This window comes from Cytobacillus sp. QJM3NY_8, assembly GCF_056173585.1.
Map to the genome: position 1 here is coordinate 4,723,370 of NZ_CM149681.1, position 24,133 is coordinate 4,747,502.

Sequence of the window (24,133 nt, forward strand, 5' to 3'; positions counted from 1 at the left end):
GGAGCTCCCGAAAGTCCTTATTCGCAATCGGAGTCTGTAAGTGGGGTTTCGGATCTAGTTGCTGAACATAAAGATGGTGACAGCCTGGAGTACTGGCCATTTGGGCTCCAGCAGTTGGTGAAGAAGCTGCCACCACATGCAATAAGGATTTTAGAAGTAAAAGCGGGAAGTGTTCTCTGTTTCCGGCTGCACTTAAATTACCTTCTTGCCTTTTGAATTGCTTTCTTTCACTTTCTCCTCCCAAAAATCAGCACCTTTAATGCCAAGTTTAACAGGATCGAAGACTGGTTCAATGCCCGCTTTCTTCTGTTCTTCATAATCTTTAAATACTTTTAAGGCTGTTTTAGTCAAAAATAGAATAGCGACTAAGTTAAGCCAGGCCATACTTCCGAAGCCAAAGTCTCCGAGCGCCCATAATAGGGATGCATTTTCAACACTGCCTAAGTAGATCATTCCTAAGAAAAGAATCATTAAGCCTGCTTTTAGCCCTTTTAGATTTCTCTTTCTGCCAAGGTAAACGAGGGTTGTTTCAGAAATATAGTAGTAAGCCAACAGGGTTGTAAAGGCAAAGAAGAAGATAGCAATAGCTACGAAAAAACCGCCAAATCCAGGGATAACGCTTTCAACGGCCGCCTGTGTCCACATTGGTCCAGCTTCAACACCTGGGATGTTCTCAACAATCGGCTGCTTTCCTTCTGGTGTAACGCTGTACATTCCGGTGATTAGAATCATAAGTGCAGTAGCTGTGCAAACAATGATAGTATCAATATAAACAGAGAATGCTTGAACAAGACCTTGTTTTGCCGGATGGGATACATCTGCTGCAGCTGAACTATAAGTTCCTTCCCCTACACCAGCAACGTTAGAGAATACCGCTCTCTTAACGCCCCATGCAATCGCTGCACCGATAATACCGCCAAACATTTCATTTGCACCAAATGCACTTGAAATAATCAGCCAAAGCATGGCTGGAATTTCTGCTGCATTGGCAAATAAAAGAACGAAAGTAATAACCACATATCCTAAGGCCATAAAAGGGACAACTTTTTCCGAAACAGTAGCAATTCGCTTAACGCCGCCAAAAATAATGATGCCAAGTAATACAACAAGAATGATTCCAGTGATGCTTTTATTGAGGCCAATTGTGTTTTCGAACCCAACAGCAATCGTATTTGCCTGAATACCTGGAACTAAAATTCCGTAGCAGAGGGTAACAACAATCGCAACAAATACCGCGAACCATTTTATATTTAAACCTTTTTCAATGAAATAAGGAGTTCCGCCCCGGTATTGATTACCATCTTTTACTTTATAGACCTGAGCAAGAGTAGATTCTATAAAAGCACTTGCTCCACCTAATAAAGCCATGATCCACATCCAGAAAACCGCTCCCGGACCTCCGAATGCAATCGCAGTAGCAACCCCGGCGATATTGCCAATACCGACCCGGCCAGCTAAAGCCATTGTAAATGCCTGGAAAGAGGATACACCTGATTCCGGGTTACCCTTTTCAAAAAGAAGTTTAATCATTTCCTTAAAATATCTAAATTGCACAAAACGTGTCATAATGGAAAAGAACAATCCAGCACCAAGCGCGAACGCTACCAATCCAAGACTCCAAACTAAACCCGACGCTTTATTCACTAATTCTTCCATCTTATCCCACCTATTTTCAAACTTTAAGTAGATAGTTCCGTTTCTGTTTTAATTTATAATATTAATAATATTCAGACATATAAATGTGCAAAATGGGACATTGTAACAAAACGCTGTCCCACTCCCATCCAATTAGTACACAGGATTGTCCAATTGTTCCTTAAAATTTCTCATCATGCTTGATGTTAACAAATACACTTTTCACTTCCGTATAGTTTTGTAAGCCATATTCTCCACCCATTTCGCGGCCGATGCCTGATTGTTTGTAGCCGCCGAAAGGCATAGTTTCCCATTCAAGACCAAAATCATTAATCCAGACTGTACCTGATTGCAGCTTGCTTGCAATATAATGTCCCTTTTTCATACTTTCTGTCCAGATACTTGCAGCTAAGCCATATTCACTATCGTTCGCGCGTTTAATGACCTCATTAATCGTATCGAAAACGAAAATGGACATGACAGGACCAAAGATTTCTTCACGAGCAATAACCATATGATCTTGTACATCAGCAAAAATGGTTGGCTGTACAAAATAACCTTTTTCAAATCCTTTTTCGCCCCCTGCCACGAGGCGCGCCCCTTCTTTCTTCCCTTGTTCAATATACTTAAGAACAGTTTGATGCTGTTTTGCTGAAACAAGCGGGCCCATTTCCGTTTCGGGGTTCATTCCATCACCTAACTTCATTGCATTCGCTCGTTCTGCTAAGGCTTTTACTACATGATCATATATGTTTCTCTGTACAAATACACGTGTACAAGCACTGCAGTTTTGCCCATGATTGTACATTGTTCCGTTAAATACCCCTTCAATTGCTTCCTCAAGATTAGCATCATCTAAGACAATGGCTGGCGATTTTCCGCCAAGCTCCAGCGTAACACCTTTAATTTGATCTGCAGCTTTTTTCATTACTTCTTTTCCGACAGCAGTTGATCCTGTGAATGCTACCTTATCGATATCTTTATGTGCAGTAATTGCTTCTCCCGCAACCCTGCCCGTTCCTGGCACAATATTTACAACACCATCCGGGAACCCGGCTTCCTTGAATAGCTTTCCTGCGTAGAGAAGAGATAATGGTGTTTCAGTTGCCGGTTTAATCACAATCGTACAGCCGACTGCGAGTGCAGATCCAAGCTTCCAGGCAGCCATGGCGAGCGGAAAGTTCCATGGAATAATTTGGCCTACAACCCCAACCGGCTCGTGTACAGTATAGGTTACATAATTCTTTGAAACCTGAGTTGTCTTACCAAATATTTTTGTGGCCCAGCCTGCGTAATATCTAAAATGCTGGATTGTTCCGTCGACATCATCTGCCAAGGCGACCTTATAGGGCTTTCCGTTATCCAATGATTCCAGTTGTGCAAGTTCCTCTCGATTTTCTTCTAAGAGATCCGCAAATTTATAGATTAGGCGGGAGCGTTCAGCGGCATCCATTTTTGTCCATTGGCCATCATCAAATGCTTTTCTTGCAGCAGCTACCGCAGCGTTAATATCTTCCTCTTGCGCTTCACTTACTTCTGCAATCACCTCTTCGTTTGCAGGATTAACGACGGTAAACCTTTTACCACTGATCGCCGGTACATATTTACCGTTAATATATAGCCCTTTCACACCTTCCAGGAATTCTTGAACTTTCGGTTTTAAATTGTATTTTGTCGCTTGCATATCCTCACTCCTTCACTTTTTTAGTTTTTTACTGTCTCTAAACTTGCAAGCAGGTCTTTTAGCTTTTGATCCTCCTCAGGTGATAGGCCTAGACGAGGGTAACGCGCAGGTCCGCCAGCCTGGCCGGTTAATTCCATGGCTCTCTTCACAATTTGCACATACTTTCCAGATCCTTCAAGGAACGCGCACAGTGGTAAAATACGATCATTGATTGACCAAGCTTCTTCTAACTCACCGTTTTGGAAATGGTTATACATGTCTGTAACCAGCTTTGGCACAATATTTCCTGCAACAGAAATCCACCCGGTTGCTCCAACTAAGTAAGACTCCATTACAAGCTCTTCAGCACCGCAGAATACTTCAAAGTCTCCTTTTCCTTTTCTTGCAAGATCTCTTACCTTGCCAATTTCACCGCTTGATTCCTTAATGTGAGTTACATTTTTACAATCCTTGCCAATTTGAAGCATTAAATCTGCGCTCATATTAACGCCAGAAGTAAATGGGTTGTTATAAAGCATGATTGGAAGATTAACACTGCCAGATACTTCTTTAAAATGATGGTAGATTTCATTTTCCTTTGGCTTCATGTAAAAAGGGTTAATGATTAGAGCACAATCCGCTCCATGTACTTCAGCTTGCTTTGTATACTCGATTGTTTCCCTTGTTGTTTCAGCAGCTGTCCCCACAATAACAGGGATGCGGCCGCTTACTTCCTTCATAACAGTTTCTACCATCTGGAATTTTTCTTCTCTTGATAGACTGACAAATTCACCAGTACTCCCATTGATGACGATACCTGCCACACCTTGATCCACAAAGTAATTAACATTATTCTTTACACCGCCCCAATCAATCTCCTGCTCCTGTGTCATTGGTGTAATTAATACTGGATAAGCTCCTCTAATTCTAGTCATTTTAATTTTCCTCCCTATAATTAATAGTTTTTTATTTTAATAAAAACCCTGCGAATAATGGATCTGTCGGGTCTAATACATATGTCTGCATACCCGTAATAAATCCGCGGGCTGAAAAACTAAACTCGTAACTGGTTTCAATTTGTGCTGAATACTCGGCTCTTAATTTACCTTTGAAAAGGCTTTCATTTTCAATTGGGCTGCCTGCAGATATATCGCCATTCCTTAATAAATAGCTACTGCAGGCAGCCAGAGTGCCAAATCCCGGAGAACGCACAATATAACGATCCGGACGGAAGGTTACCGTTTTGATTTTGCCTTCACTTTTTTGCGAATGATCCAGCAATATCACTCTGCTGAAAGCATATTTGCCTTCTAATGCTTCAATCGTCTTTTGCCCCCATTGATTAATAACTGGAAGGTTCTCCATCTCAATCTCAAAAGGCAGCTCTGCTTTATCAAAAATGGCATAAATATGATCGGCTTGGACTAGAGATACTTCGGTATTTAAATCAAAATAAGACACCGGCGCATTGACCTGTACAACCTGGCAAGGCCCGCTTTTTAACTTAACTGATTTCACTTCACCGTCTTTAATTGCTGCAGTAACAGAAACAACACCGTTAATTGTTTCAATTCTGTATACATTTGAAGGCCTGGCCTTTAATTGGCCGCACTCTAACAATGCGGTTATGACAGCAACAATTCCGCCATATTGCATCGGAACGGTTCCGTAATGATCGAAAAAGATTACAGCTGCATCGGCATCGCTTTTAAAAGGCGGGACGATCAAACAACCCATTAATCCAGCAAATCCGCGGGGCTCATTTAATAGAAGTTTAATTTCCTCCTGATAGGCAAGCGAAAACTGCTCATTCAGCTCCTGTATACTTTGATAATGAACAAATGGTCCATCCTTAACAATACGATAAGCCTGACCTGCTACGTGTACATCGGTTGCTGTATACGTCTTTTGAATTATCATTTCACATCCTCCATTTCATGTTTCATTGGGGGAATAAGTAAGAAGCCTTCTTTAAGCGGATCCTCCTCGTTATAAAAGAACCGGTGCATTCCCATTAGCCATGCTGAACCAGTGATTCTTGTAATAACAGCCTCCACACCCAGAACATCTGCTGTTTCAAGGACTTCTCCGCGGAATAAAGAGCCGACAATACTCTCATGTACAAATTCTTCTTTGATACCAATCTCCTTTTTGGCATAGAGGACAGATAATTTGGCCGAAGTACCTGTACCGCATGGTGAACGATCAATCCCGCCTGGAGGGACAACAACTGTATTTTTTACATCAGCTTCTTCATGGGTTGGCACAGTGAAAAATTCAATATGGGTCAAACCGCGAATAAATGGATATTGCGGATGAATGACATCCGTTTTTTCGTTAATTGTATTCCTAATTTTGATAGCTTTTTCAATGATTGTTGAAGCATTCTCCGGTGTCAGTTCTAATCCAACAGATTGGGCATTAATGATTCCATAGAAGTTGCCCCCATAAGCAATGTCTGCATCAACGGTTCCGATTCCCTCAACTTCAACAGAGACACTCTTTAACAGGAACGCAGGGACATTACAGAAGGAAACCTCTTTTGCTTTACCGTTCTCTACCTTAATCTCTGCCTTAACAAGACCTGCTGGTGTATCAATCCTGATGGTAGTAACTGGCTCCTGAACAGGGAATAGCCCTGCTTCCACTAATGCTGTACAAACTCCGATTGTGTCATGGCCGCACATTGGCAAATATCCGCCGGTTTCGATATATATAACACCGATATCTGCTTCCGGATGACATGGATCTGTTAAAAGTACTCCTGACATTACATCATGCCCTCTTGGTTCATTCATCAGGAGCTTACGAATCCAATCATATTCCTTTTGCATATGAAGCATTTTTTCGGACATTGTCGCTCCTTTTAGTACTGGGAGTCCACTAATCAATGTCCTTGTCGGATTTCCGCCCGTGTGTGTATCAATGGTTGTAAAAACCCGATTTGCTTTCATCAGCTCCTCACCCTTTCCTTAAATCGAGAAAATCTCAGCGGTTCAATTGGGATGCAAGTTTCCTTTTCATTAAGCATTTCCTCTATCACTTTTCCAGTAACAGCGGCAAGGCTAATTCCGTCTCCCTCATGACCGGCTGCAATATAATAGTTAGGAATTCCTTCCACTTCTGACACAATTGGCAAGTGATCCTCCGTCCAGGGCCGTAAGCCAGCATAAGTACGTATGACCATCATGTCAGCCATTTTCGGATAGAATCTAATGGCCCTATTGGCAATGCATTTAATAATTTCATTATTGATTTTTGTATTAAACCCAACAAATTCACGGCTGCTTCCAATCAGGAAGTTTTGACTTTCAGTCGGTTCAAAAACAAGTGCTACTCCGTATTTTTCAGTAATCGGGTCAACCTGGCGCTTGCCGCCAAATTTTGATATTAAATAGCCAAATTCCATGACTTTTCTTGGCCCAACAAAATCCTGGCGTGATGCGACCATAATGTGGCCTTTTCTTGGTTTAATTGGAATAGACAAGTCCAGCATCTCACCGATATATGGAGCCCATACACCTGCCGCATTAATGACATAGTTAGCGGTGAAGGTCCCATTGGATGTTTCAACGCTAAATGTACCGTCCGTCTTCCTTCTCATTCCGGTAACCTCAGTTTGTTTATGGGCTTTAGCACCCATCTCCTTTGCCCCCTCAAGAAGGTTAAAGGCAAGTAGATATGGATTGACTGTAGAATCTGTTGCACACTCTAAGCCGCCTAATAAATCATCAGCAAAATACTTGGAGTCTTGGCGGATGTCCTGTCTGTCCAGCATCCTGAACGGCAAGCCGGCCTCACTCTGACGGTCAACCCACTTTTGTGCTGCTTCCATTTCTTCTTCTGTCTCGCATACAAGGATGCTTCCGGGAGCCCGATATTCAAAAGGCTGTTTCAATTCTCTGCTTAATTCATCTACTAATTTCTGATTGACAAGTGACATTTGACTATCGAAGCCAGGATCTTTATCAATAGCTAAAATATTTCCGTCACAGCGGGAAGACGTGCCACTGACAAATTCACCTTTTTCAATAACTGTTACATTTCTTCCAGATTTAGAAGTATAATAGGCAATTGCACAGCCTATGATTCCCCCGCCTATAACCAAAACGTCACAATGATATTTCACAAAACCAACTTCCCTTCGTCTTGTTACATCATTTTATTAATGCAAATAACATGCCAACTTTTTATATCTTACGCAGAAATGAGAACCTTCTAATAATTTTGCTGCTAACCCAAATATAGATTTTTTTGACCTGTTCTTAATTGTCAAAAAATTTGATAAAATAGTGTATAAAATATTGAACAGTGTATAAAAAATTTTACATTCAGGAGGCTGTCATGTTTGAATTACCATCAGTCAAAGAAATAATTGAAAGTAATTTTATCTGTCTGAACCAAGTTGATAATGAAGGCGCTTTACCAAAAGTTTATTTGGATGATTCCTTTGCTGCATTAGCTGATGCCTGCAAGCGCTATGCAGCCGTTGCCGTTGTAAATTCAGGCGGCCAAGTACTCGGCTGCATCACAAATGAACAAATCATTGATTTTTTGTATGATTCCTACAATCAATTAAAGGCTTTCTATGAGGCTGTCATCAAAACATCGGACGCTTCAGTCACAGTGATTGATGCTGATGAACGTGTCCGCACATGGACCGAAGGAGCTGAAAAAATTTTCTCTGTAAAAAAAGATGAGATTGTGGGCAAACCAATAATAGAATTCTTTGAACATCAGAATCTGCAAATCTTAGAATCCTTATACAAAGGAAAGAGAATACAAGGAAAGCATCACCAGCCAAGATCTGATCTCTTTGTCCTAATAAATTCAAACCCTGTTTACTTTAATGGACGCATTATCGGGGCAGTTGTGTCGGAAACTGATGTGACAAGCCAGGTTGTTCTTAATGAAAAATTATTTAATATGTCGACTGAGGTTCATCGTTTAGAACAGGAGATGGCGAAATACAGACCTTCAGATCCCTTCAGATACATTAAAGGGAAAAGCGCTGTGATGGAAAAGACGGTGCAAATGGCAAAAAAGGTGTGCTCTGTCCGTTCAACTGTATTGATCTTAGGAGAAAGCGGAGTCGGCAAGGAGGTCTTTGCCAAATCCATTCATGAGGCAACTGAAGGACCTGAAGCTCCATTTATTTCAATTAACTGCGGTGCTATTCCAGCCTCATTATTTGAAAGCGAATTATTTGGCTATGAACGCGGCGCCTTTTCCGGTGCGGATCATAGAGGAAAAAAAGGAAAAATTGAGCTTGCTAAAGGGGGCACTCTTTTTCTGGATGAAATTGGTGAAATGCCTTTAGAAATGCAGGTCAAGATGCTTCGTGTGCTTCAAGAAAGAAAATATTACAAGGTTGGCGGTGAAAAAGAAATTGAGGCTAATTTCCGGGTAATTGCTGCAACAAATAGGGATTTAAAAGAATTAATAAAAGAAGGCCAATTCCGGGAGGATTTATATTATCGGCTAAATGTTGTCAGTTTAAAAATTCCTCCTTTAAAAGAACGCTGTGAAGATATCGTTGAACTAATTCATTACTTTTTAAATGATTTTTCACTGCGCTATCAGCGGCCGATCCATCATTTTTCACAGGAAGTTATGCAAGAGATGCTTCAATATGATTGGCCGGGCAATGTTCGGGAGCTGCGTAATGTCGTTGAACGTCTGGTTGTTTTTGCAACAGATGGAGTCATTCGAAAAGAATATTTGCCATTTCACTCAGCAATGAGCTATTCAGCTGTATCTGATACGGAACTTCAGGAAAACAACATAGAAATGAAAACGGTCATTGTGCCTCTTCAGGAGGAAATGGACCAGCACGAAAAGAAGGTACTCGAAAAAGCATTGGCATTAACCAGCGGCAACAAATTAGAATGCTCGAAAAAACTGGGAATCACCCGGGCGACCCTTTACAATCGTCTAAAACGTCTTGGCTTAAGCTAATTTGAAATACTGGCTTCAAAGTTGGTACGATTTTTGCATTATATTTTTACATGTACCTGAAGAGGAGGGATTTCCAAATGAATAACAATGAGGCACTTATGATCTGTCGTTGTGAAGAGGTTACCTATGGGCGGCTTTTCGCAACAGCAAAAGAACATCAATGTACATCCAGGGAACTGAAGCTTAGAACAAGAGCTGGAATGGGGTTTTGTGGAGGACGCACTTGCAGGGTCATGGTCGATCGGATTATTGAAAGTATCGTACCTAATACAGGAGAAGGTGAAATTCCTTTAAAATATCAGCCTCCAATTCGCCCTGTAACTTTTGGAACGGCAGGTGAAAAGAATGACTAGAATTATAGATCATCCGGTTTTAGGAAAATTAGATGATAGAAAAAAGATTCCATTCACTTTTGATGGGAAAGTATATGAAGCATTTGAAACTGAAACAATCGCGGCAGCTCTGCTGGCAAACTTTGTGAGAACACTGCGTGTTCATGAGGAAAGTGGAACACCAAGAGGGTTTTATTGCAATATCGGCCACTGTATGGAATGCCGTGTAAATGTTAATGGGCAGGCCAATATAAGAGCCTGTTTAACTGTTGTGAAGGAGAATATGGTTGTTGAAAGAGGAAAACAGCATCCTAATATTGTTAAAAGGATGGTGGAGAATATATGATAGATGTAATCGTTATTGGAGCTGGACCAGCCGGTTTAGCTGGTGCCATAACCTGTGCTGAATACGGCTTAAAAGTTACCGTCATTGATGAATTTGTCAGGCCAGGCGGAAGATTAATCGGTCAATTGCACCAGGAACCGTCTGGAGAATGGTGGAATGGAATAAAAGAATCCACTCGTATGCATAACGAAGCACAGAAACTCTCTGTAGATATCCGCTGCGGCGTTTCTGTATATAACCTTGAAAAAGATAAGGATTGCTGGAATGTTCATACTAATATAGGAACACTGATAGCTCCTTATGTGCTGGTAGCAACTGGTGCAGCTGAGTTCCCTATTCCTGTGCCAGGCTGGACTCTTCCAGGTGTTATGTCCATCGGGGCTGCACAGGTCATGACGAATGTTCATCGTGTTGAGGTTGGCAAAAAAGGCATCATCATTGGTGCTAACATTTTAGCATTTGCGATTTTAAACGAGCTCCAAATAGCCGGAATTAATGTGGAACATATTGTACTGCCAGAAAAGAGTCCGCTTAGCCAAAAAGCGGGAGAACCTGAGGAAGTCTTGAAGTCACTTCTAAATGCGGCCCATCTTGCCCCGTCACCCATTTTGCGGCTGGGCAGTCGCTTTATGAGAAATAGAGGATTCCGCAAATTAGGGATGAAATTTTATCCTAAAAGCGGCGTTAAGGTGAATGGAACACCATTGCAGCTTAGAAAAGCAGCACTTGAAATTCTTGGAAAGGATCAGGTAGAAGGCGTACTCACTGCAGAAATAGATGTGAATGGTAACGTAATCAAAGGTACAGAAAAAATTTACGAAGCAGATTTCGTGTGTATCGCAGGCGGCTTGTATCCGTTAGCAGAGCTTACAGCAGTTGCCGGATGCCCATTCCAATACGTTCCAGAACTTGGGGGACATGTTCCGCTTCATTCTGAAAAAATGGAAACTCCGCTCGAAGGATTATTTGTTGCCGGGAATATCACCGGCATTGAAAGCGGAAAAATCGCCATGGCCCAAGGAACAACAGCAGGCATTTCGATTGCTAAACACGCTGGAAAAGGCAGCACCGACATCAACAAGAAGCTTGAACAGGCATTGAAAAATGTTCATGCTGTCCGTCAAAACGCTGCCATCCAATTCAACCCTGAAATTGCAAACGGCCGGAGGAAAATCTATGAACTTTGGGAGGATCTTTATGGGAAAGAACAGGATTCTTTAAAGGAAATAGGATAAAATGTAATGATCCAATAGCAAATTTTCGTAAAAAAACCGCCCTCCCTATTCGGAGGCCGGTTCGCTTTTCTTGTCATGCCGTTTATTCAGTATTTTTAATACCTCATTAAAAGGCAGTTCCTGCTCCCGCAGCAGCACCATCAAATGATAAATCAGGTCGGCTGCTTCCCATTTCAGTTCGTCCTTATCACGGTTTTTCGCAGCGATGATGACTTCTGCGGATTCTTCGCCGACCTTCTTCAGGATTTTATCCACGCCCTTTTCAAAAAGATATGTCGTGTATGCTCCTTCAGGGCGTGTCTTTTCCCGTTCTTCAATGACCTTTTCAAGTGTATAAAGGATTTCGTACTCAGATAAGCCGCCTGACCCTTCCCCGTATACTCTTTCCTCAAAGCAGCTGACTGTTCCATTGTGGCAGGCAGGACCTGCTGGTTCAACCATAACCACAATCGCATCCTGATCACAGTCAAGCTTCATTTCAACAATTTTCTGTGTGTTGCCGCTTGTTGCCCCTTTGTGCCAAAGCTCATTGCGGGAACGGCTGAAAAACCAGGTCTCACCTGTTTCCGCCGATTTTAAAAGGGATTCCCGATTCATATATGCTAACGTTAATACTTCTTTTGTTTTTGCATCCTGTACAACTGCAGGGATCAGTCCCTTTTCATCGAACTTTACACTTTCAATATTCATCGGACAACCACCCCTTTTTCCTCAATATATGACTTTACTTCTGCAACAGACGTTTCTTTATAGTGAAAAATCGATGCAGCCAATGCGGCATCCGCTTTTCCATCGATAAATGCTTCAGCAAAGTGATCAGCATTTCCGGCACCGCCTGAAGCAATTACCGGAATCGAAACCGCCTCGCTGACTGCTTTTGTCAGCTTAATATCGAAGCCTTTTTTCTCACCGTCTGAGTCCATGCTTGTGAGTAAAATTTCTCCGGCCCCGCGCTCCGCTGCTTCATGGGCCCAAGCGATGACCTCAAGGTCAGTCGGTGTCCGTCCACCATGTGTGTACACGCGCCAGGAACCAAGGTCTTCATCGTATTTTGCATCAATCGCAACAACGATGCACTGTGATCCGAAAAAATTTGCCCCTTCTGTAATTAAATCAGGATTGTTTACGGCAGCTGTATTGAGAGAAACCTTATCAGCCCCTGCCCGCAAAATTCGTTTCATATCTTCCAGCGCGTTAATCCCGCCGCCGACTGTAAATGGAATGGCAAGCTCAGACGCAACAGCCTTTACAACCTCAACCATAGTTTTCCGACCTTCATGTGAAGCGGAGATATCGAGGAAGACCAGCTCGTCAGCTCCCTGCTCATCATAAAAGCGGGCAAGCTCAACCGGATCTCCGGCATCACGCAGCTGCACGAATTGGACCCCTTTTACCACACGGCCGTCTTTTACATCCAGACAGGGAACGATGCGTTTCGTCAGCATGATTCCTTCACCTCTTTCAGAGCTTCCGCTACGGTAAAACGGCCTTCATAAATGGCCTTTCCGACAATGGCGCCAGCAACACCTTCTGAAGAATACTCCCGCAGCTTCGCCAAATCAGCCAGCTGGCTGACGCCGCCAGATGCAATGACACTTTTTCCGGTTTCCCCTGCAAGCAGACGAACAGCTTCAATATTTGGCCCCGATAGCATTCCGTCTGTTGCGATGTCTGTAAAAATAAAAGTTTCCGCACCTGCGTCGGCAAATCGCCTTCCTAAGTCAACTGCCCTCACTTCAGACGTTTCCAGCCAGCCATGTGTGGCCACAAAGCCATTTTTCGCATCAAGGCCGACTGCAATGGCTTTGCTGTATTTGCGGATCATTTCAATAGCAAACTCAGGATTGGAGACGGCGATGCTTCCAATGATTACGCGTGTTACGCCATTATCCAGATAATGCAGGATGTCTTCTTCCGTACGGATTCCCCCGCCGATCTGGACGGAGGCGCCAAGTTCGCGGGAAGCCTGAATGACATATTGATCATTAACCCGCTTCCCATCCTTTGCCCCGTCTAGATCTACCATATGAATCCAGTCTGCTCCTTCATCAGCAAACTTTTTGGCCATATCAAACGGAGAGTCGCCATACACCGTTTCCTTATCGTAATCCCCCTGCAGCAGCCGGACGCACTTGCCGCCTCTCATATCGATTGCCGGATAGATCGTAAAACTCATTTCACAGACATCCTTTCTTCAACCAGCTCGGTAAAATTGCGTAAAAGCGCCATGCCGAGCGAACTGCTTTTTTCAGGGTGGAACTGCATGCCGAACACATTGCCCCTTCCGGCAACTGCCGGCACTTCTACATCATACATACTTCTGCTGATAACAACTTCTCTATCATCTGTATCTACAAAGTAGGAGTGGACGAAATAGACATAACCTTCATTAAGTCCTTTTAAAATTGGCGAACCCTGTAAGAATTCAAGACGGTTCCAGCCCATATGCGGAACTTTATACGTTTCGCCTTCTGCTGTTGCACCGGGAAAACGCCTCACATGGCCAGGGAGAAGCTTCAGGCCTTCCGTCATGCCATTCTCCTCACTGCTCTCAAATAAAAGCTGCATGCCAAGGCAAATGCCAAGAAGCGGCTTGCCTGTATCAGCAAACTCCTTTACCAGATCTGCCAGACCTGTAGAATTTAAGATGGTCATGGCATCTTTGAAAGAGCCGACACCCGGCAGAATTAAGGCGTCTGCTTTAAGGAGCTCGTCTTTATTTTCAGAAAGGAAATAAGGAACCTCCAACCGTTCAAGCGCTTTACTGACACTGAACAAATTCCCCATTCCGTAATCGATGATGCCGATCATTTACAACATCCCTTTCGTTGATGGAACTCCCTTAATCCTTGGATCAATCGTTGTTGCCTCATCAAGCGCACGAGCGAGTGCTTTGAAAATCGCTTCGATAATGTGGTGTGTATTCTGTCCATAGTGGACGATGACATGCAGGTTCATTCTGGCTTCAAGTGCAAGTTTCCAAAGAAACTCGTGAACAAGCTCGGTATCAAATGTACCGACTTTTTGGCTCGGGAACTCGGCACGCATCTCCAAGTGAGGGCGGTTGCTGAGGTCAACTGTAACTTGAGCCAATGCTTCGTCCATCGGAACGAAAGCATTTCCATAGCGCTTAATGCCTTTCTTATCGCCTAAAGCGTCCTTCAGTACCTGGCCTAAGCAGATGCCAATGTCCTCTGTTGTGTGGTGATCATCCACGTCTGTATCGCCATTTGCAACGATGTTCAAGTCAAATTGTCCGTGCTTGGCAAACAGGTCCAGCATATGCGTCATAAAAGGCACCCCTGTTTCCAGATCGCTTTTGCCTTCGCCGTCTATATTTAAGGATAGAGTGATATTCGTTTCATTGGTTTTACGTGAAATTTCAGCAGTTCTGGCCATGATTATTCCTCCAGCTTATTTTCTTAGTCTTGTTTCAATGGATCTGGCATGGGCTTCAAGGCCTTCCAGACGCGCAAAGGCCGCTATTTTTTCGCCATTATCCTTTAATGCTTTTTCACTGTATAAAAGAATACTTGATTTCTTTTGAAAATCCTCCACATTAAGCGGGCTTGAGAAACGGGCCGTTCCGTTTGTCGGCAGGACGTGGTTCGGGCCGGCAAAATAGTCACCGACCGGTTCAGGGCTAAACCTCCCGAGGAAGATTGCTCCGGCGTGGCGAATCCGTCCGAGAAGCTCCATCGGATTCTCCGTTAAAATCTCCAGATGCTCAGGAGCCAGACTATTCACCGTTTCAATAGCTACATCCATGTTTTCCGCCACATAGACAGCACCATAGTTTTCAATTGATTGAAAGGCAATTTGCTGCCTTGGCAGCTCAGCCAGCTGGCGGTCCACTTCTCTTGAGACCTGCGCTGCAAGCGCTGATGATGGTGTCACAAGGACTGCACTTGCCATAGGGTCGTGTTCGGCCTGTGATAAAAGATCTGAAGCCACTTCATCTGCGTGTGCCGTATCATCTGCTAAAATCGCAATCTCACTGGGGCCTGCGATCATATCAATATCAACGTCCCCGAAAACTTCACGCTTTGCAAGAGCGACAAAGATATTTCCGGGACCTGTAATTTTATCAACAGGAGCTATCGTTTCGGTTCCATATGCAAGAGCGGCAATTGCCTGGGCACCGCCTGCTTTATAGATTTCTTCTGCTCCTGCAATTTTGGCCGCAGCAAGGACCGCAGGAGGCAGCTTTCCAGTCTTTTTATCAGGAGGAGAGGTAATGACGATCCGTTTGACGCCCGCAACTTTTGCCGGGATCACATTCATAAGTACTGATGATGGATAGGCAGCCGTACCGCCTGGGACATACAGGCCGACTGAATCAAGCGGTGTGATCTTTTGGCCAAGCACTGTGCCGTTTTCTTCTGTTGTCATCCAGGAAGGACGCAGCTGCTTTTCATGAAAAGACCGGATATTCTCGGCAGCTGCTTTAATGATCTCCAGGATTTTTCCATCCACTTGACTAAAAGCTTCCTCTATTTCAGCCTGCGATACCTTGAAATCATCCAGGGATATGCCATCAAATTTTTCTGTGTAATCTTTTAATGCCTGATCTCCGTTTTGGCGGACTGATTCAATTATATCTTTTACAATCGCCCGCTGTTCTTCTGTTCCGTTATCAACAGACCGTTTAATTGAAATCTGGTCATTTACTTTTAAAATTTTCATAGACCTCTACATCCTTTATCGCAGATTAACGTGCAGTAATATCCCTACCTTATATTATCAATCAAGACCTAATTAGAATCAGGTAGGGATAAACTGCCCATAAAGGCCCGATTGGTACAACTAACCATCAGTGGAAGAACACCACTGATGGAAGTTTCACTTTAAGAACGAATTTCTTCTCCAGCTATTACTTCCGTAAGACGTCCAACCAGCTCGCTTATGCGTTCATCCTTCATGCGGTAGCTGACAGGATTGACAATCAATCTTGAAGTGATGCCGACGATGGTTTCGTATTCAACGAGCCCGTTCTCTTTTAGCGTTCGGCCGGTTGATACAATGTCCACGATCCGGTCTGCCAGCCCGATCATAGGCGCAAGCTCTATGGAACCGTTCAATTTAATGATCTCCACCTGCTCCCCCTGCTCACGGAAATACGCTGCCGCAATCTGCGGATACTTCGTTGCAATTTTAGGAGCAACATCGTTCAGCCTGGTATTTGGCAGTCCTGCGACCGCGAGATAGCAGGCGCTGATCTTTAAATCAAGAAGCTCGTAAACATCCCGCTCTTCTTCAAGCATTACATCCTTCCCCGCAATCCCAAGGTCTGCCACACCATGCTCTACATATGTTGGCACATCCATCGGCTTTGCAAGGATAAAGCGAAAATTCTCTTCCGGTACATCTATAATCAATTTACGTGAATCATCAAATTCCGGAGGCAATTGAAAGCCTGCCTGGCGGAGCAATTCAGCCGCTTCTTCAAAAATGCGGCCCTTTGGCATCGCAATCGTTAAAACATCACTCATTTTATGCTCTCCTTTCCAGCTTTTCCGACTAAAAAGGTAATATCCTCATATTGGCTGGTGCAGGCATCGATGTCCTTGACACCGCTAATATCCTGCAGAACCACTTTCTTTCCGGCAGAACGTTCCTTCTTCGCAAAATCGAATGCCTCTTTGCGGCGTTCCGGACTGTATAGAACGCAGTACACAGGTTCAGCCGCAATGCTGTCTTCCAGAGCCTCAAGCAGGCGGTCCATTCTGATGGCAAAGCCGGTTGCTCCCGTATCTTTTCCGAACTTTTGGAGCAGCAGATCATAGCGGCCGCCATTCCCGATCGGGAAACCAACATTTTCTGCATATACCTCAAAAAGAATGCCCGTGTAGTAGCTCATATGGCTGACGAGCGTTAAATCAAATTTAACTGTCCCTTCCTGGCCGTAGTCCTGCATAATGCCCCAAAGCTGTTCGAGCTCGGCTAATGCTTTTTTTCCTGTGCCGTTTTCCAGAAGGCCATAAGCAATCTCAATGACTTCTTCCCCGCCTCTTAATTTAAGGAAATCGAGAAGCCTTTGTTTATCAATGGATGAAAGAGCCAGGCTCTTAACATGTTCTCTGTACCCGACATAATTTTTCTCATATAAATATCTTGTCAGGTTTTCCACTCTTTCTTCCGTTCCTAAAATCTGCTGGAAGAAGTCCCGGACAAAACCGATGTGGCCGGCGGAAAGCTGGAAGTTCTGAAGACCAGCTTCTTTTAAAGCAGAGATCATCATCGCCATCCCTTCGCCATCTGCACTGATCGTATGGTCGCCAATGCATTCAACACCGATCTGCTCAAACTCAGCTGGCCTGCCGCCCTCCCGCTGCTGGGCGCGGTATACATTGGCAGAATATGCAAGCCTGATCGGCAGTTCGTCTTTTAAAAGACGGGATGCTGCCACCCTTGCGATCGGCGCTGTCATATCCGGCCGCAGCACAAGGGTATGGCCCTGCTGATCAAGCAGCTTGAACAGCTGCTGATCAAGTATTGCTGATGCCGCTCCAACTGTTTCGTAGTATTCGAGTGCAGGCGTTTCGATAAACTGATAGCCCCACCGTTTCATTTCCTCCTGGATGGATGACCGGACTGCTGCCTTTCTTTCATATAAATCTGGTAATGTATCTCTCATGCCTAACGGCTTTTCAAACATAAATAATCGGCTCAAAAGTATTCACCTCTATGACTTAAAAATTCCGAATCCTTTAGTTCGCTAATATGGTAGCAAATTGAAGTTACATGTAGTTTAACGCGCAAATTCTATGCCGTCAACCAAAAGAATCAGAAAAATAAAAAAAACTCCCTTTTTTTAAAAACGAGCTTTCATATAGTTTGTACTTTTTTGGAAAGGTTATTTGAGTTAAAGACTTGCATCTAAATATATCGAGCATCTTTTGGAATCTATCCAACATCTCACACAATAATAAAAAAACCCCGCCAGCCTAAGCTAACGGAGTTTGGTCTTTATTAATGCCATATATCGGATCATCCGCCCAGCGTGCGGCAAGTTCTTCCTTTGTATAGATGACACGCATCGGGTTGCCGCCAACAAAAGCGCCAGACGGGACATCTTTATGAACAAGCGTTCCAGCTGAAACAATCGCACCATCTCCGATCGTGACGCCGGGAAGAATGGTTGAATTGGCGCCAATCATGACTTCACTGCCAATTTTAACCCTGCCGAGGCGATATTCCTTAATCAAATATTCATGGGCAAGGATCGTAGTGTTATATCCAATGACCGTGTTGCGGCCGACACTTATTTTTTCCGGGAACATGACGTCCAGCATAACCATGAGTGCGAATGATGTCTGATCCCCCACCTTCATTCTCAGGAGATTACGATAGAGCCAATTTTTCATACCCAGAAATGGCGTGTAGCGCGCAAGCTGGATCACAATAAAGTTTTTGACCACCTTCAAGAACGGAACCGTTTTATACACATGCCAGAGAGAATTGCCTCCCTCTACCGGAAAACGCTCCGTTTTTCTCATTGGTTTTCTGCCTCAAGAATATCGAGCAGGTCAGCCATATTGTCCAGCATATAATCCGGTTCAAAGCCCGCGAGGAAATCACGGCCTTTCGCTGTCCAGGCAACACCAGCCGTTTTTGTGCCGGCGTTTTTTCCTCCATCGATATCGTGCGAATTATCGCCGACCATAATAGCTTCTTCCGGCTTCGCATCCAGCAGGCTTAATGCCTTCAAGATTGGCTCCGGATCGGGCTTTGGCTTATCCACGTGGTCGAGCGTAACAACCACGTCGAAAAACTGGTCAAGCTTTGTCAGCTTTAAGCCCTTTTCAACTACATTGGAAACTTTTGTCGTAACAATGCCCAGTTTATATCCCGATTCTTTTAAAGTCCGAACCGTTTCAAATACGCCAGCAAATTCCTTCACAAGCACGTCGTGGTTCTTAATATTGTACTCCCTGTAAACCGAGATCATCTCCTCCACTTTTTCCGGGTTGATGGACTCGAATGTTTCATGCAGGGTCGGCCCCATGAATGGGAGAACATCTTCCCGCTGATAGCGGTCTGGATAATATTTTCCCAGCGTATGCAAAAATGAGGAAATAATCAATTCGTTTGTGTCGATCAATGTTCCATCTAAGTCAAATAATAGTGTGTTAATGCTCATATGTTGCTTCCTTTCTTTTTGCCAGATCAGCACGCTTCCAGATCGCTGCCACTGCCAATGTCAGGATAATTGCCACACCCAGGCGAATCAGCAGAAGCGGTAATACCGGAATGCCAAGCGGCACAAAAATCAAAGTATCTTCAACGACTGCGTGGCAGGCAACGAGGAAAATAAATGCGATCGTTACATCTCGTTTACTGACGCCATCTTCCTCTACTGCCTGAATCATGACGCCCGCCCCATAGGCAAGGCCAATCAGCAAGCCGGCTGCAAGAGTTGTAGACGTATTTTCTTTCATTCCAAGTGCCCTGGTCACAGGCGCCATCCATTTTGAAAAAACAGCAAGCCATTGCTTATCTTTTAAGATTTGAATAATTATCATCAGTGGAATAACGATGATGGCAAGCTGGAGAATACCGAGCAATGCAGTCTGCAGTGCATCCAGCAGGATGGGCAATGCACCGGATACCTGCTCTTCTTTTGCCGGAATAAATCCGTACTTAGCAGTTTCGGATCCTCCCTGCCAAACAAGGTTGATGACAATTGCGCTTAAAAGCGCCAGTCCGATGCGTACTGCCAGAACGACCCAAAGCTTAACGCCGACCTTCAATGCCACTCCGGTTTCAATCAGCATATTATGTGAAAAAGACAGCATGACGGCAATAATAAATACTTCTTTAACCGAGAGATCGAGTGTTAAAATGGCTCCAATCCCCGCATACAAATTTAAGAAGTTCCCCAATACAAGCGGTATGGCTGCATCTCCTGACAGCCCAATCAGATTCATAAGGGGCGTGATCAGCTTGATTACCCATGGAAGCACTGGCGTATGCTGAAGCAGTGCCACAATCAGCGTGACCGGGAATATGACTTTCCCGAGTGTCCATGTTGTCTTTAAGCCGGCCATCAGCCCCCGTTTGCAAGATTCAACCAGCATCTCTACTCTCCCCTGTCCGTTATTTCCCCTCGGCTTTATCCAAATAACGAGCTTTGGCAAGACCCTCTGCTCTTCTATAAAAAATCAGGACTAGCGCACCAATAATAAGAACGATGGATATCGTCTGAGCAATCCTTAAATTCTCAGTAAGCATCAGGCTGTCGGTCCGCAGGCCTTCTACGAAGAAACGGCCGATCGAATACCAGATTACATACGAGAGGAAAAGTTCCCCGCGCCTTAAGTTTGCTCTTCTTAATAATATAAGGATGATAAATCCGATGATATTCCAGATTGATTCATATAAAAACGTCGGATGATAATAGGCACCGTTAATATACATCTGGTCAACGATAAATTCAGGCAAATACATATTTTCCAGGAATGCCCGGCTGACTTCCCTGCCATGAGCCTCCTGGTTCATGAAGTTGCCCCAGCGCCCGATTGCCTGCCCTAAGATGATGCTTGGCGCTGCAATATCAGCCAGCTTCCAGAACGATATCTTCCTTTTCTTTGCAAAAACATAAGCTGTGATGACAGAACCAATCAAAGCTCCATGAATGGCAATTCCGCCATTCCAAATTTTAATGATTTCACCCGGATTCTGCGAGTAAAAATCCCATTGAAAAATAACGTAATAGATTCTTGCGGAAATAATCGCAATGGGAATAGCCCACAGCATCAAATCGGCAAAAATATCTTTAGGGAGTCCCCTTCTCTCCCCTTCTCTCATCGCGATAATGAGTGCCAGTGCAATGCCAACACCGATAATCAGTCCGTACCAGTGGACCTGAATCGGCCCAAGGGATATGGCAATCGGATCTAACGGCTGAATATTTTTTTCCATGATCACTTCTCCTTCTCATCGAAAAGCGCAAGGCGCCCGCTCATCGGCGGCAAGCATAAGACAAGCCGGCCTAAAGGCTGTTTTTAACCTTTGTGACGGATTGGCATAGACCCGAGAGCCGATGGCGCCTGGAGCTAGACAGTTATCTAAGTTCAAAGATATAAATTCTATTATTGCAAGAAAAGCGCAAGCACCTCTGGGGTGGTTTTTGCCACAAGCGCTATAGATCCTAAGCTAGTCAGGCTTATCAGCTTTCAATCAAACGTTTGATTGAAAGTGTTTTGCCCTCTTTAACGATCATCATGGTCTCCGTCCTCAATCACATCCGACAGGCGGTTCGTGAACTGTTCCGCTGCATTCATCCCCATTCTTTTTAATCGGAAATTCATGGCAGCCACTTCAATGATGACAGCCAGGTTTCGTCCGGGTCTTACCGGAATGGTCAGCTTTGTAACTTCTGTATCGATGATTTTCATCTTTTCTTCATCAAGGCCAAGACGGTCGTACTGCTTTTTCGGATCCCACAGCTCCAAATTCATGACCACAGAGATTTTCTTATAGCTGCGGACTGCTCCAGCACCAAACAGGGTCATGACATTGATAATGCCGAGGCCGCGGATTTCAAGCAGATGTTCAATCAATTCCGGTGAGTTTCCGACCAGGTAATCTTCATCTTCCTGCCTGATCTCCACGCAGTCATCCGCAACAAGGCGGTGTCCCCGCTTAACAAGCTCAAGCGCCGTCTCGCTCTTACCAACTCCGCTTTTTCCAGTTATCAGTACACCTACCCCATAAATATCGACAAGGACGCCGTGTACAGCAGTAGTTGGAGCAAGCTTGCTTTCCAAAAAGTTTGTCAGCAAACTGGAAAAACGGGTCGTTTTCTGTTTGGAGCGCAGCAGCGGAACCGATTCTCTCTCTGCCGCTTCAATCAGTTCGTCAGGTATATCCAGTCCTCTTGTGACGATTATGCCGGGTGTAATATCTGTACAGAGGCGTTCAAGCCGGATCTCCCGCTCGGAATTATTTAACTTTTCAACGAAAGACAGCTCGGTTTTCCCGACCAATTGAATACGTTCAGCCGGATAGTAATCAAAATAACCAGCCATCTCCAGGCCCGGACGGGAAATATCACTCGTCGTAATCGGCCGGTTAATGCCTTCCTCTCCGGCAATCAATTCGAGCCCAAATTTTTCTATAATATCTTTTGTGCGCACTTTTACCAAAATAGGTTCCTCCTTTAATGCTGGCACTTCTGGATGATCTCTTTATATGTAACTTATAATTTCTAAAAAATTCACTCTGAAGTTTCACTCTATTTTAGCACTTTTTAACGCAGAACCAAATTTCTGAAAACGATTTTTACAAAATTAACACTAGGCCCATATGCTTAATCCTTCTCGACAGGGACAATTTTCAGGGATATTCTGCGTATAAATATGATGATATGCTTTTTGTAAAAATATTCAGATGGTATAGACAACTATACTAAACCTTGGTAATATGATTATGTAAGCGAATTCATTTACATTTTTTAGCTTTTATTACGTTCATTCATTTTTAAAAAAAGAGGGGGAAAAACTCATGCGTAAAGAAGAACGCTTGGCGAAAGAGATTACGGAGCAGTTGGGCGGCACCGGCAATATCGCGGAACTGGCCTCCTGCATGACCCGCCTTCGCGTGAAGCCGGTCGATGAAAGCAAAGTCAACCTGAATGGCATCAAGGATATTGATGGCGTTATGGGTGTGGTGGAAGCAGAAACACTCCAAATCATCCTCGGACCCGGGATCGTCACCAAGGTAGCTGACGAAGTTTCCAGGATGACAGGCAAAAATGTTTCATCCGTTGATGATGATGATGAAGAGATTGACACTTCATTGGAAGGACTGGCAGCCCGGACGAAAGCCGGACTCAATGAGAAAAACGCTACTCCTTTCAAGTTATTTTTAAGAAAAATTGCAAGTATCTTTATCCCGCTGATTCCAGCTATCGTTGCTTCCGGTTTGATTGCAGGGATCAATAATGTAATCATCAAATCAGGCGGAGATCCGGAATCCACACTCGTTCAAATGCTTGATTTGATTGGCTGGGGTTTATTCGGTTACCTGGGCGTGTTTGTAGGTATTAACACAGCGAAGGAGTTTGGAGGGTCTCCTGCTCTGGGCGGTGCAGCCGGTATTCTATTAATCAATCCCGGCCTTGCCAATATAACTCTTTTCGGTGAAGCATTGGTGCCAGGCCGGGGCGGCTTGATTGGAGTCATGCTCGCTGCTGCGCTTGTGGCCTTTTTGGAAAAAAGAATCCGCAAAGTCGTTCCATCAGCAATTGATATTATTGTAACACCGACACTGGCATTATTAATTACAGGCTTTGCGACATTCTTTGTCCTGCAGCCTGTTGGCGGATTCCTTTCTGACATTATCACAAAAGGTCTCCTTGGCGTTCTGGATGTTGGCGGCATCCTGGCTGGCTTAGTACTTGCCGGAACCTTCCTTCCGCTTGTTGTAACTGGGCTGCATCAAGGTTTAACTCCAGTTCATATGGAATTGATTAACTCAATCGGTGACGATCCGCTCCTGCCGATTCTTGCAATGGGAGGCGCCGGCCAAGTAGGTGCGGCATTCGCCATCTACTTCAAAACAAAAAATGCCCGTCTGAAGAAAGTGATTAAAGGCGGACTTCCGGTTGGAATGCTCGGTATTGGTGAACCGCTTATTTTCGGGGTGACACTGCCGCTGGGACGTCCTTTCTTAACAGCATGTCTAGGAGCTGCTGTGGGCGGTGCTTTCCAGGCGTTCTTCAAGATTGCTACAGTAGCCATCGGGGTTTCCGGCATACCGCTTGCCTTCCTCGTTCACACAAATCAAATCGTACTGTATCTGATCGGCCTTTTAATTGCCTATGCGTTTGGCTTCTTATTCACATGGATGTTCGGATTCAAAGAGGAAATGGCTAAAAACATATAGAAAAGCGGAAGCGCTTTGTCCACAGAGGAACGCAGACTAACCAACGCCACGTCCTGTGGCAGTCTGCATGCCC

At 44.3% G+C, this 24,133-nt stretch carries 24 protein-coding genes; 5 read left to right on the plus strand and 19 right to left on the minus strand.

All coding sequences use genetic code 11. The annotated features are described in order from the left end of the window. Positions 1-192: 192 nt before the first annotated feature. From AC0VZ9_RS24245 to AC0VZ9_RS24270, 6 genes are all read right to left on the minus strand, one after another. The gene (locus AC0VZ9_RS24245; RefSeq protein WP_009331829.1) at positions 193-1,656 is read right to left on the minus strand and encodes an alanine/glycine:cation symporter family protein; all 1,464 of its coding nucleotides are present in this window, start codon (positions 1,654-1,656) and stop codon (positions 193-195) included. A 160-nt stretch (positions 1,657-1,816) separates the two neighbouring features. Continuing rightward, a complete protein-coding gene (locus AC0VZ9_RS24250; RefSeq protein WP_071156429.1) occupies positions 1,817-3,319 on the minus strand; it encodes an aldehyde dehydrogenase family protein in 1,503 nt (500 codons plus the stop codon). A gap of 20 nt (positions 3,320-3,339) precedes the next feature. Continuing rightward, entirely contained in the window at positions 3,340-4,233 is an 894-nt protein-coding gene (dapA, locus tag AC0VZ9_RS24255) for a 4-hydroxy-tetrahydrodipicolinate synthase (protein WP_009331831.1), read from the minus strand. A gap of 31 nt (positions 4,234-4,264) precedes the next feature. After that, the gene (locus tag AC0VZ9_RS24260; RefSeq protein WP_009331832.1) at positions 4,265-5,218 is read right to left on the minus strand and encodes a proline racemase family protein; all 954 of its coding nucleotides are present in this window, start codon (positions 5,216-5,218) and stop codon (positions 4,265-4,267) included. After that, the gene (locus tag AC0VZ9_RS24265) at positions 5,215-6,252 is read right to left on the minus strand and encodes a proline racemase family protein (protein WP_071156427.1); all 1,038 of its coding nucleotides are present in this window, start codon (positions 6,250-6,252) and stop codon (positions 5,215-5,217) included. The genes AC0VZ9_RS24260 and AC0VZ9_RS24265 overlap by 4 nt, the downstream gene beginning before the upstream one ends. Then, positions 6,252-7,427: an NAD(P)/FAD-dependent oxidoreductase gene (locus AC0VZ9_RS24270; protein ID WP_475396804.1), complete on the minus strand. Its 1,176-nt coding sequence runs from the start codon at positions 7,425-7,427 to the stop codon at positions 6,252-6,254. Before AC0VZ9_RS24270 ends, AC0VZ9_RS24265 begins: the two co-directional genes overlap by 1 nt. A gap of 215 nt (positions 7,428-7,642) precedes the next feature. Between AC0VZ9_RS24270 and AC0VZ9_RS24275 the strand changes: the two genes are divergently transcribed. The 4 genes from AC0VZ9_RS24275 (at position 7,643) to AC0VZ9_RS24290 (ending at position 11,169) form a co-directional block, all read left to right on the plus strand. Continuing rightward, on the plus strand, positions 7,643-9,256 hold the full coding sequence (locus tag AC0VZ9_RS24275; protein WP_009331835.1) for a sigma-54 interaction domain-containing protein: 1,614 nt from the start codon (positions 7,643-7,645) through the stop codon (positions 9,254-9,256). Between the two features lie 77 nt (positions 9,257-9,333). Further along, positions 9,334-9,609, plus strand: a complete 276-nt coding sequence (locus tag AC0VZ9_RS24280; RefSeq protein WP_071156423.1) for a (2Fe-2S)-binding protein — start codon at positions 9,334-9,336, stop codon at positions 9,607-9,609. Then, the gene (locus AC0VZ9_RS24285) at positions 9,602-9,934 is read left to right on the plus strand and encodes a (2Fe-2S)-binding protein (RefSeq protein WP_192907873.1); all 333 of its coding nucleotides are present in this window, start codon (positions 9,602-9,604) and stop codon (positions 9,932-9,934) included. The genes AC0VZ9_RS24280 and AC0VZ9_RS24285 overlap by 8 nt, the downstream gene beginning before the upstream one ends. Beyond that, positions 9,931-11,169, plus strand: a complete 1,239-nt coding sequence (locus AC0VZ9_RS24290; RefSeq protein WP_071156419.1) for an NAD(P)/FAD-dependent oxidoreductase — start codon at positions 9,931-9,933, stop codon at positions 11,167-11,169. Before AC0VZ9_RS24285 ends, AC0VZ9_RS24290 begins: the two co-directional genes overlap by 4 nt. A gap of 45 nt (positions 11,170-11,214) precedes the next feature. On the opposite strand, the gene hisIE is transcribed toward AC0VZ9_RS24290, so the two are convergent. From hisIE to hprK, 13 genes are all read right to left on the minus strand, one after another. Continuing rightward, positions 11,215-11,859, minus strand: coding sequence for a bifunctional phosphoribosyl-AMP cyclohydrolase/phosphoribosyl-ATP diphosphatase HisIE (hisIE, locus tag AC0VZ9_RS24295; protein WP_019383313.1), 645 nt, complete (start codon positions 11,857-11,859; stop codon positions 11,215-11,217). Then, positions 11,856-12,614, minus strand: coding sequence for an imidazole glycerol phosphate synthase subunit HisF (hisF, locus tag AC0VZ9_RS24300; RefSeq protein ID WP_009331840.1), 759 nt, complete (start codon positions 12,612-12,614; stop codon positions 11,856-11,858). Before hisF ends, hisIE begins: the two co-directional genes overlap by 4 nt. Next, a complete protein-coding gene (gene hisA / locus AC0VZ9_RS24305) occupies positions 12,608-13,345 on the minus strand; it encodes a 1-(5-phosphoribosyl)-5-[(5-phosphoribosylamino)methylideneamino]imidazole-4-carboxamide isomerase (RefSeq protein WP_251156265.1) in 738 nt (245 codons plus the stop codon). Before hisA ends, hisF begins: the two co-directional genes overlap by 7 nt. After that, complete coding sequence (gene hisH, locus AC0VZ9_RS24310) at positions 13,342-13,980, minus strand: imidazole glycerol phosphate synthase subunit HisH (protein ID WP_251156264.1); 639 nt, start codon at positions 13,978-13,980, stop codon at positions 13,342-13,344. Before hisH ends, hisA begins: the two co-directional genes overlap by 4 nt. After that, positions 13,981-14,568, minus strand: a complete 588-nt coding sequence (gene hisB / locus AC0VZ9_RS24315; RefSeq protein ID WP_009331843.1) for an imidazoleglycerol-phosphate dehydratase HisB — start codon at positions 14,566-14,568, stop codon at positions 13,981-13,983. A 15-nt stretch (positions 14,569-14,583) separates the two neighbouring features. Beyond that, positions 14,584-15,855 carry a histidinol dehydrogenase gene (gene hisD, locus AC0VZ9_RS24320; RefSeq protein WP_251156263.1) on the minus strand — a complete coding sequence of 424 codons (1,272 nt, stop codon included), beginning with the start codon at positions 15,853-15,855 and terminating at the stop codon, positions 14,584-14,586. Between the two features lie 161 nt (positions 15,856-16,016). Next, positions 16,017-16,661 carry an ATP phosphoribosyltransferase gene (gene hisG, locus AC0VZ9_RS24325; protein WP_009331845.1) on the minus strand — a complete coding sequence of 215 codons (645 nt, stop codon included), beginning with the start codon at positions 16,659-16,661 and terminating at the stop codon, positions 16,017-16,019. After that, positions 16,658-17,842 (minus strand): ATP phosphoribosyltransferase regulatory subunit, encoded by a 1,185-nt coding sequence (locus AC0VZ9_RS24330; RefSeq protein WP_251156262.1) that lies wholly within the window; start codon positions 17,840-17,842, stop codon positions 16,658-16,660. Before AC0VZ9_RS24330 ends, hisG begins: the two co-directional genes overlap by 4 nt. A gap of 274 nt (positions 17,843-18,116) precedes the next feature. Beyond that, positions 18,117-18,668 (minus strand): acyltransferase, encoded by a 552-nt coding sequence (locus tag AC0VZ9_RS24335; RefSeq protein WP_009331847.1) that lies wholly within the window; start codon positions 18,666-18,668, stop codon positions 18,117-18,119. Continuing rightward, on the minus strand, positions 18,665-19,312 hold the full coding sequence (gene ppaX / locus AC0VZ9_RS24340) for a pyrophosphatase PpaX (protein ID WP_009331848.1): 648 nt from the start codon (positions 19,310-19,312) through the stop codon (positions 18,665-18,667). Before ppaX ends, AC0VZ9_RS24335 begins: the two co-directional genes overlap by 4 nt. Next, positions 19,302-20,249 (minus strand): nucleoside recognition domain-containing protein, encoded by a 948-nt coding sequence (locus AC0VZ9_RS24345; protein WP_217026086.1) that lies wholly within the window; start codon positions 20,247-20,249, stop codon positions 19,302-19,304. The genes ppaX and AC0VZ9_RS24345 overlap by 11 nt, the downstream gene beginning before the upstream one ends. Positions 20,250-20,268: 19 nt before the next feature. Continuing rightward, entirely contained in the window at positions 20,269-21,093 is an 825-nt protein-coding gene (gene lgt / locus AC0VZ9_RS24350) for a prolipoprotein diacylglyceryl transferase (protein ID WP_009331850.1), read from the minus strand. 290 nt (positions 21,094-21,383) lie between these two features. Next, positions 21,384-22,319, minus strand: a complete 936-nt coding sequence (gene hprK / locus AC0VZ9_RS24355; RefSeq protein WP_009331851.1) for an HPr(Ser) kinase/phosphatase — start codon at positions 22,317-22,319, stop codon at positions 21,384-21,386. A 358-nt stretch (positions 22,320-22,677) separates the two neighbouring features. Here hprK and AC0VZ9_RS24360 point away from each other — a divergent pair, with 358 nt between their 5' ends. Next, on the plus strand, positions 22,678-24,060 hold the full coding sequence (locus AC0VZ9_RS24360) for a PTS transporter subunit EIIC (RefSeq protein ID WP_113883733.1): 1,383 nt from the start codon (positions 22,678-22,680) through the stop codon (positions 24,058-24,060). The last annotated feature ends 73 nt before the right edge of the window (positions 24,061-24,133 follow it).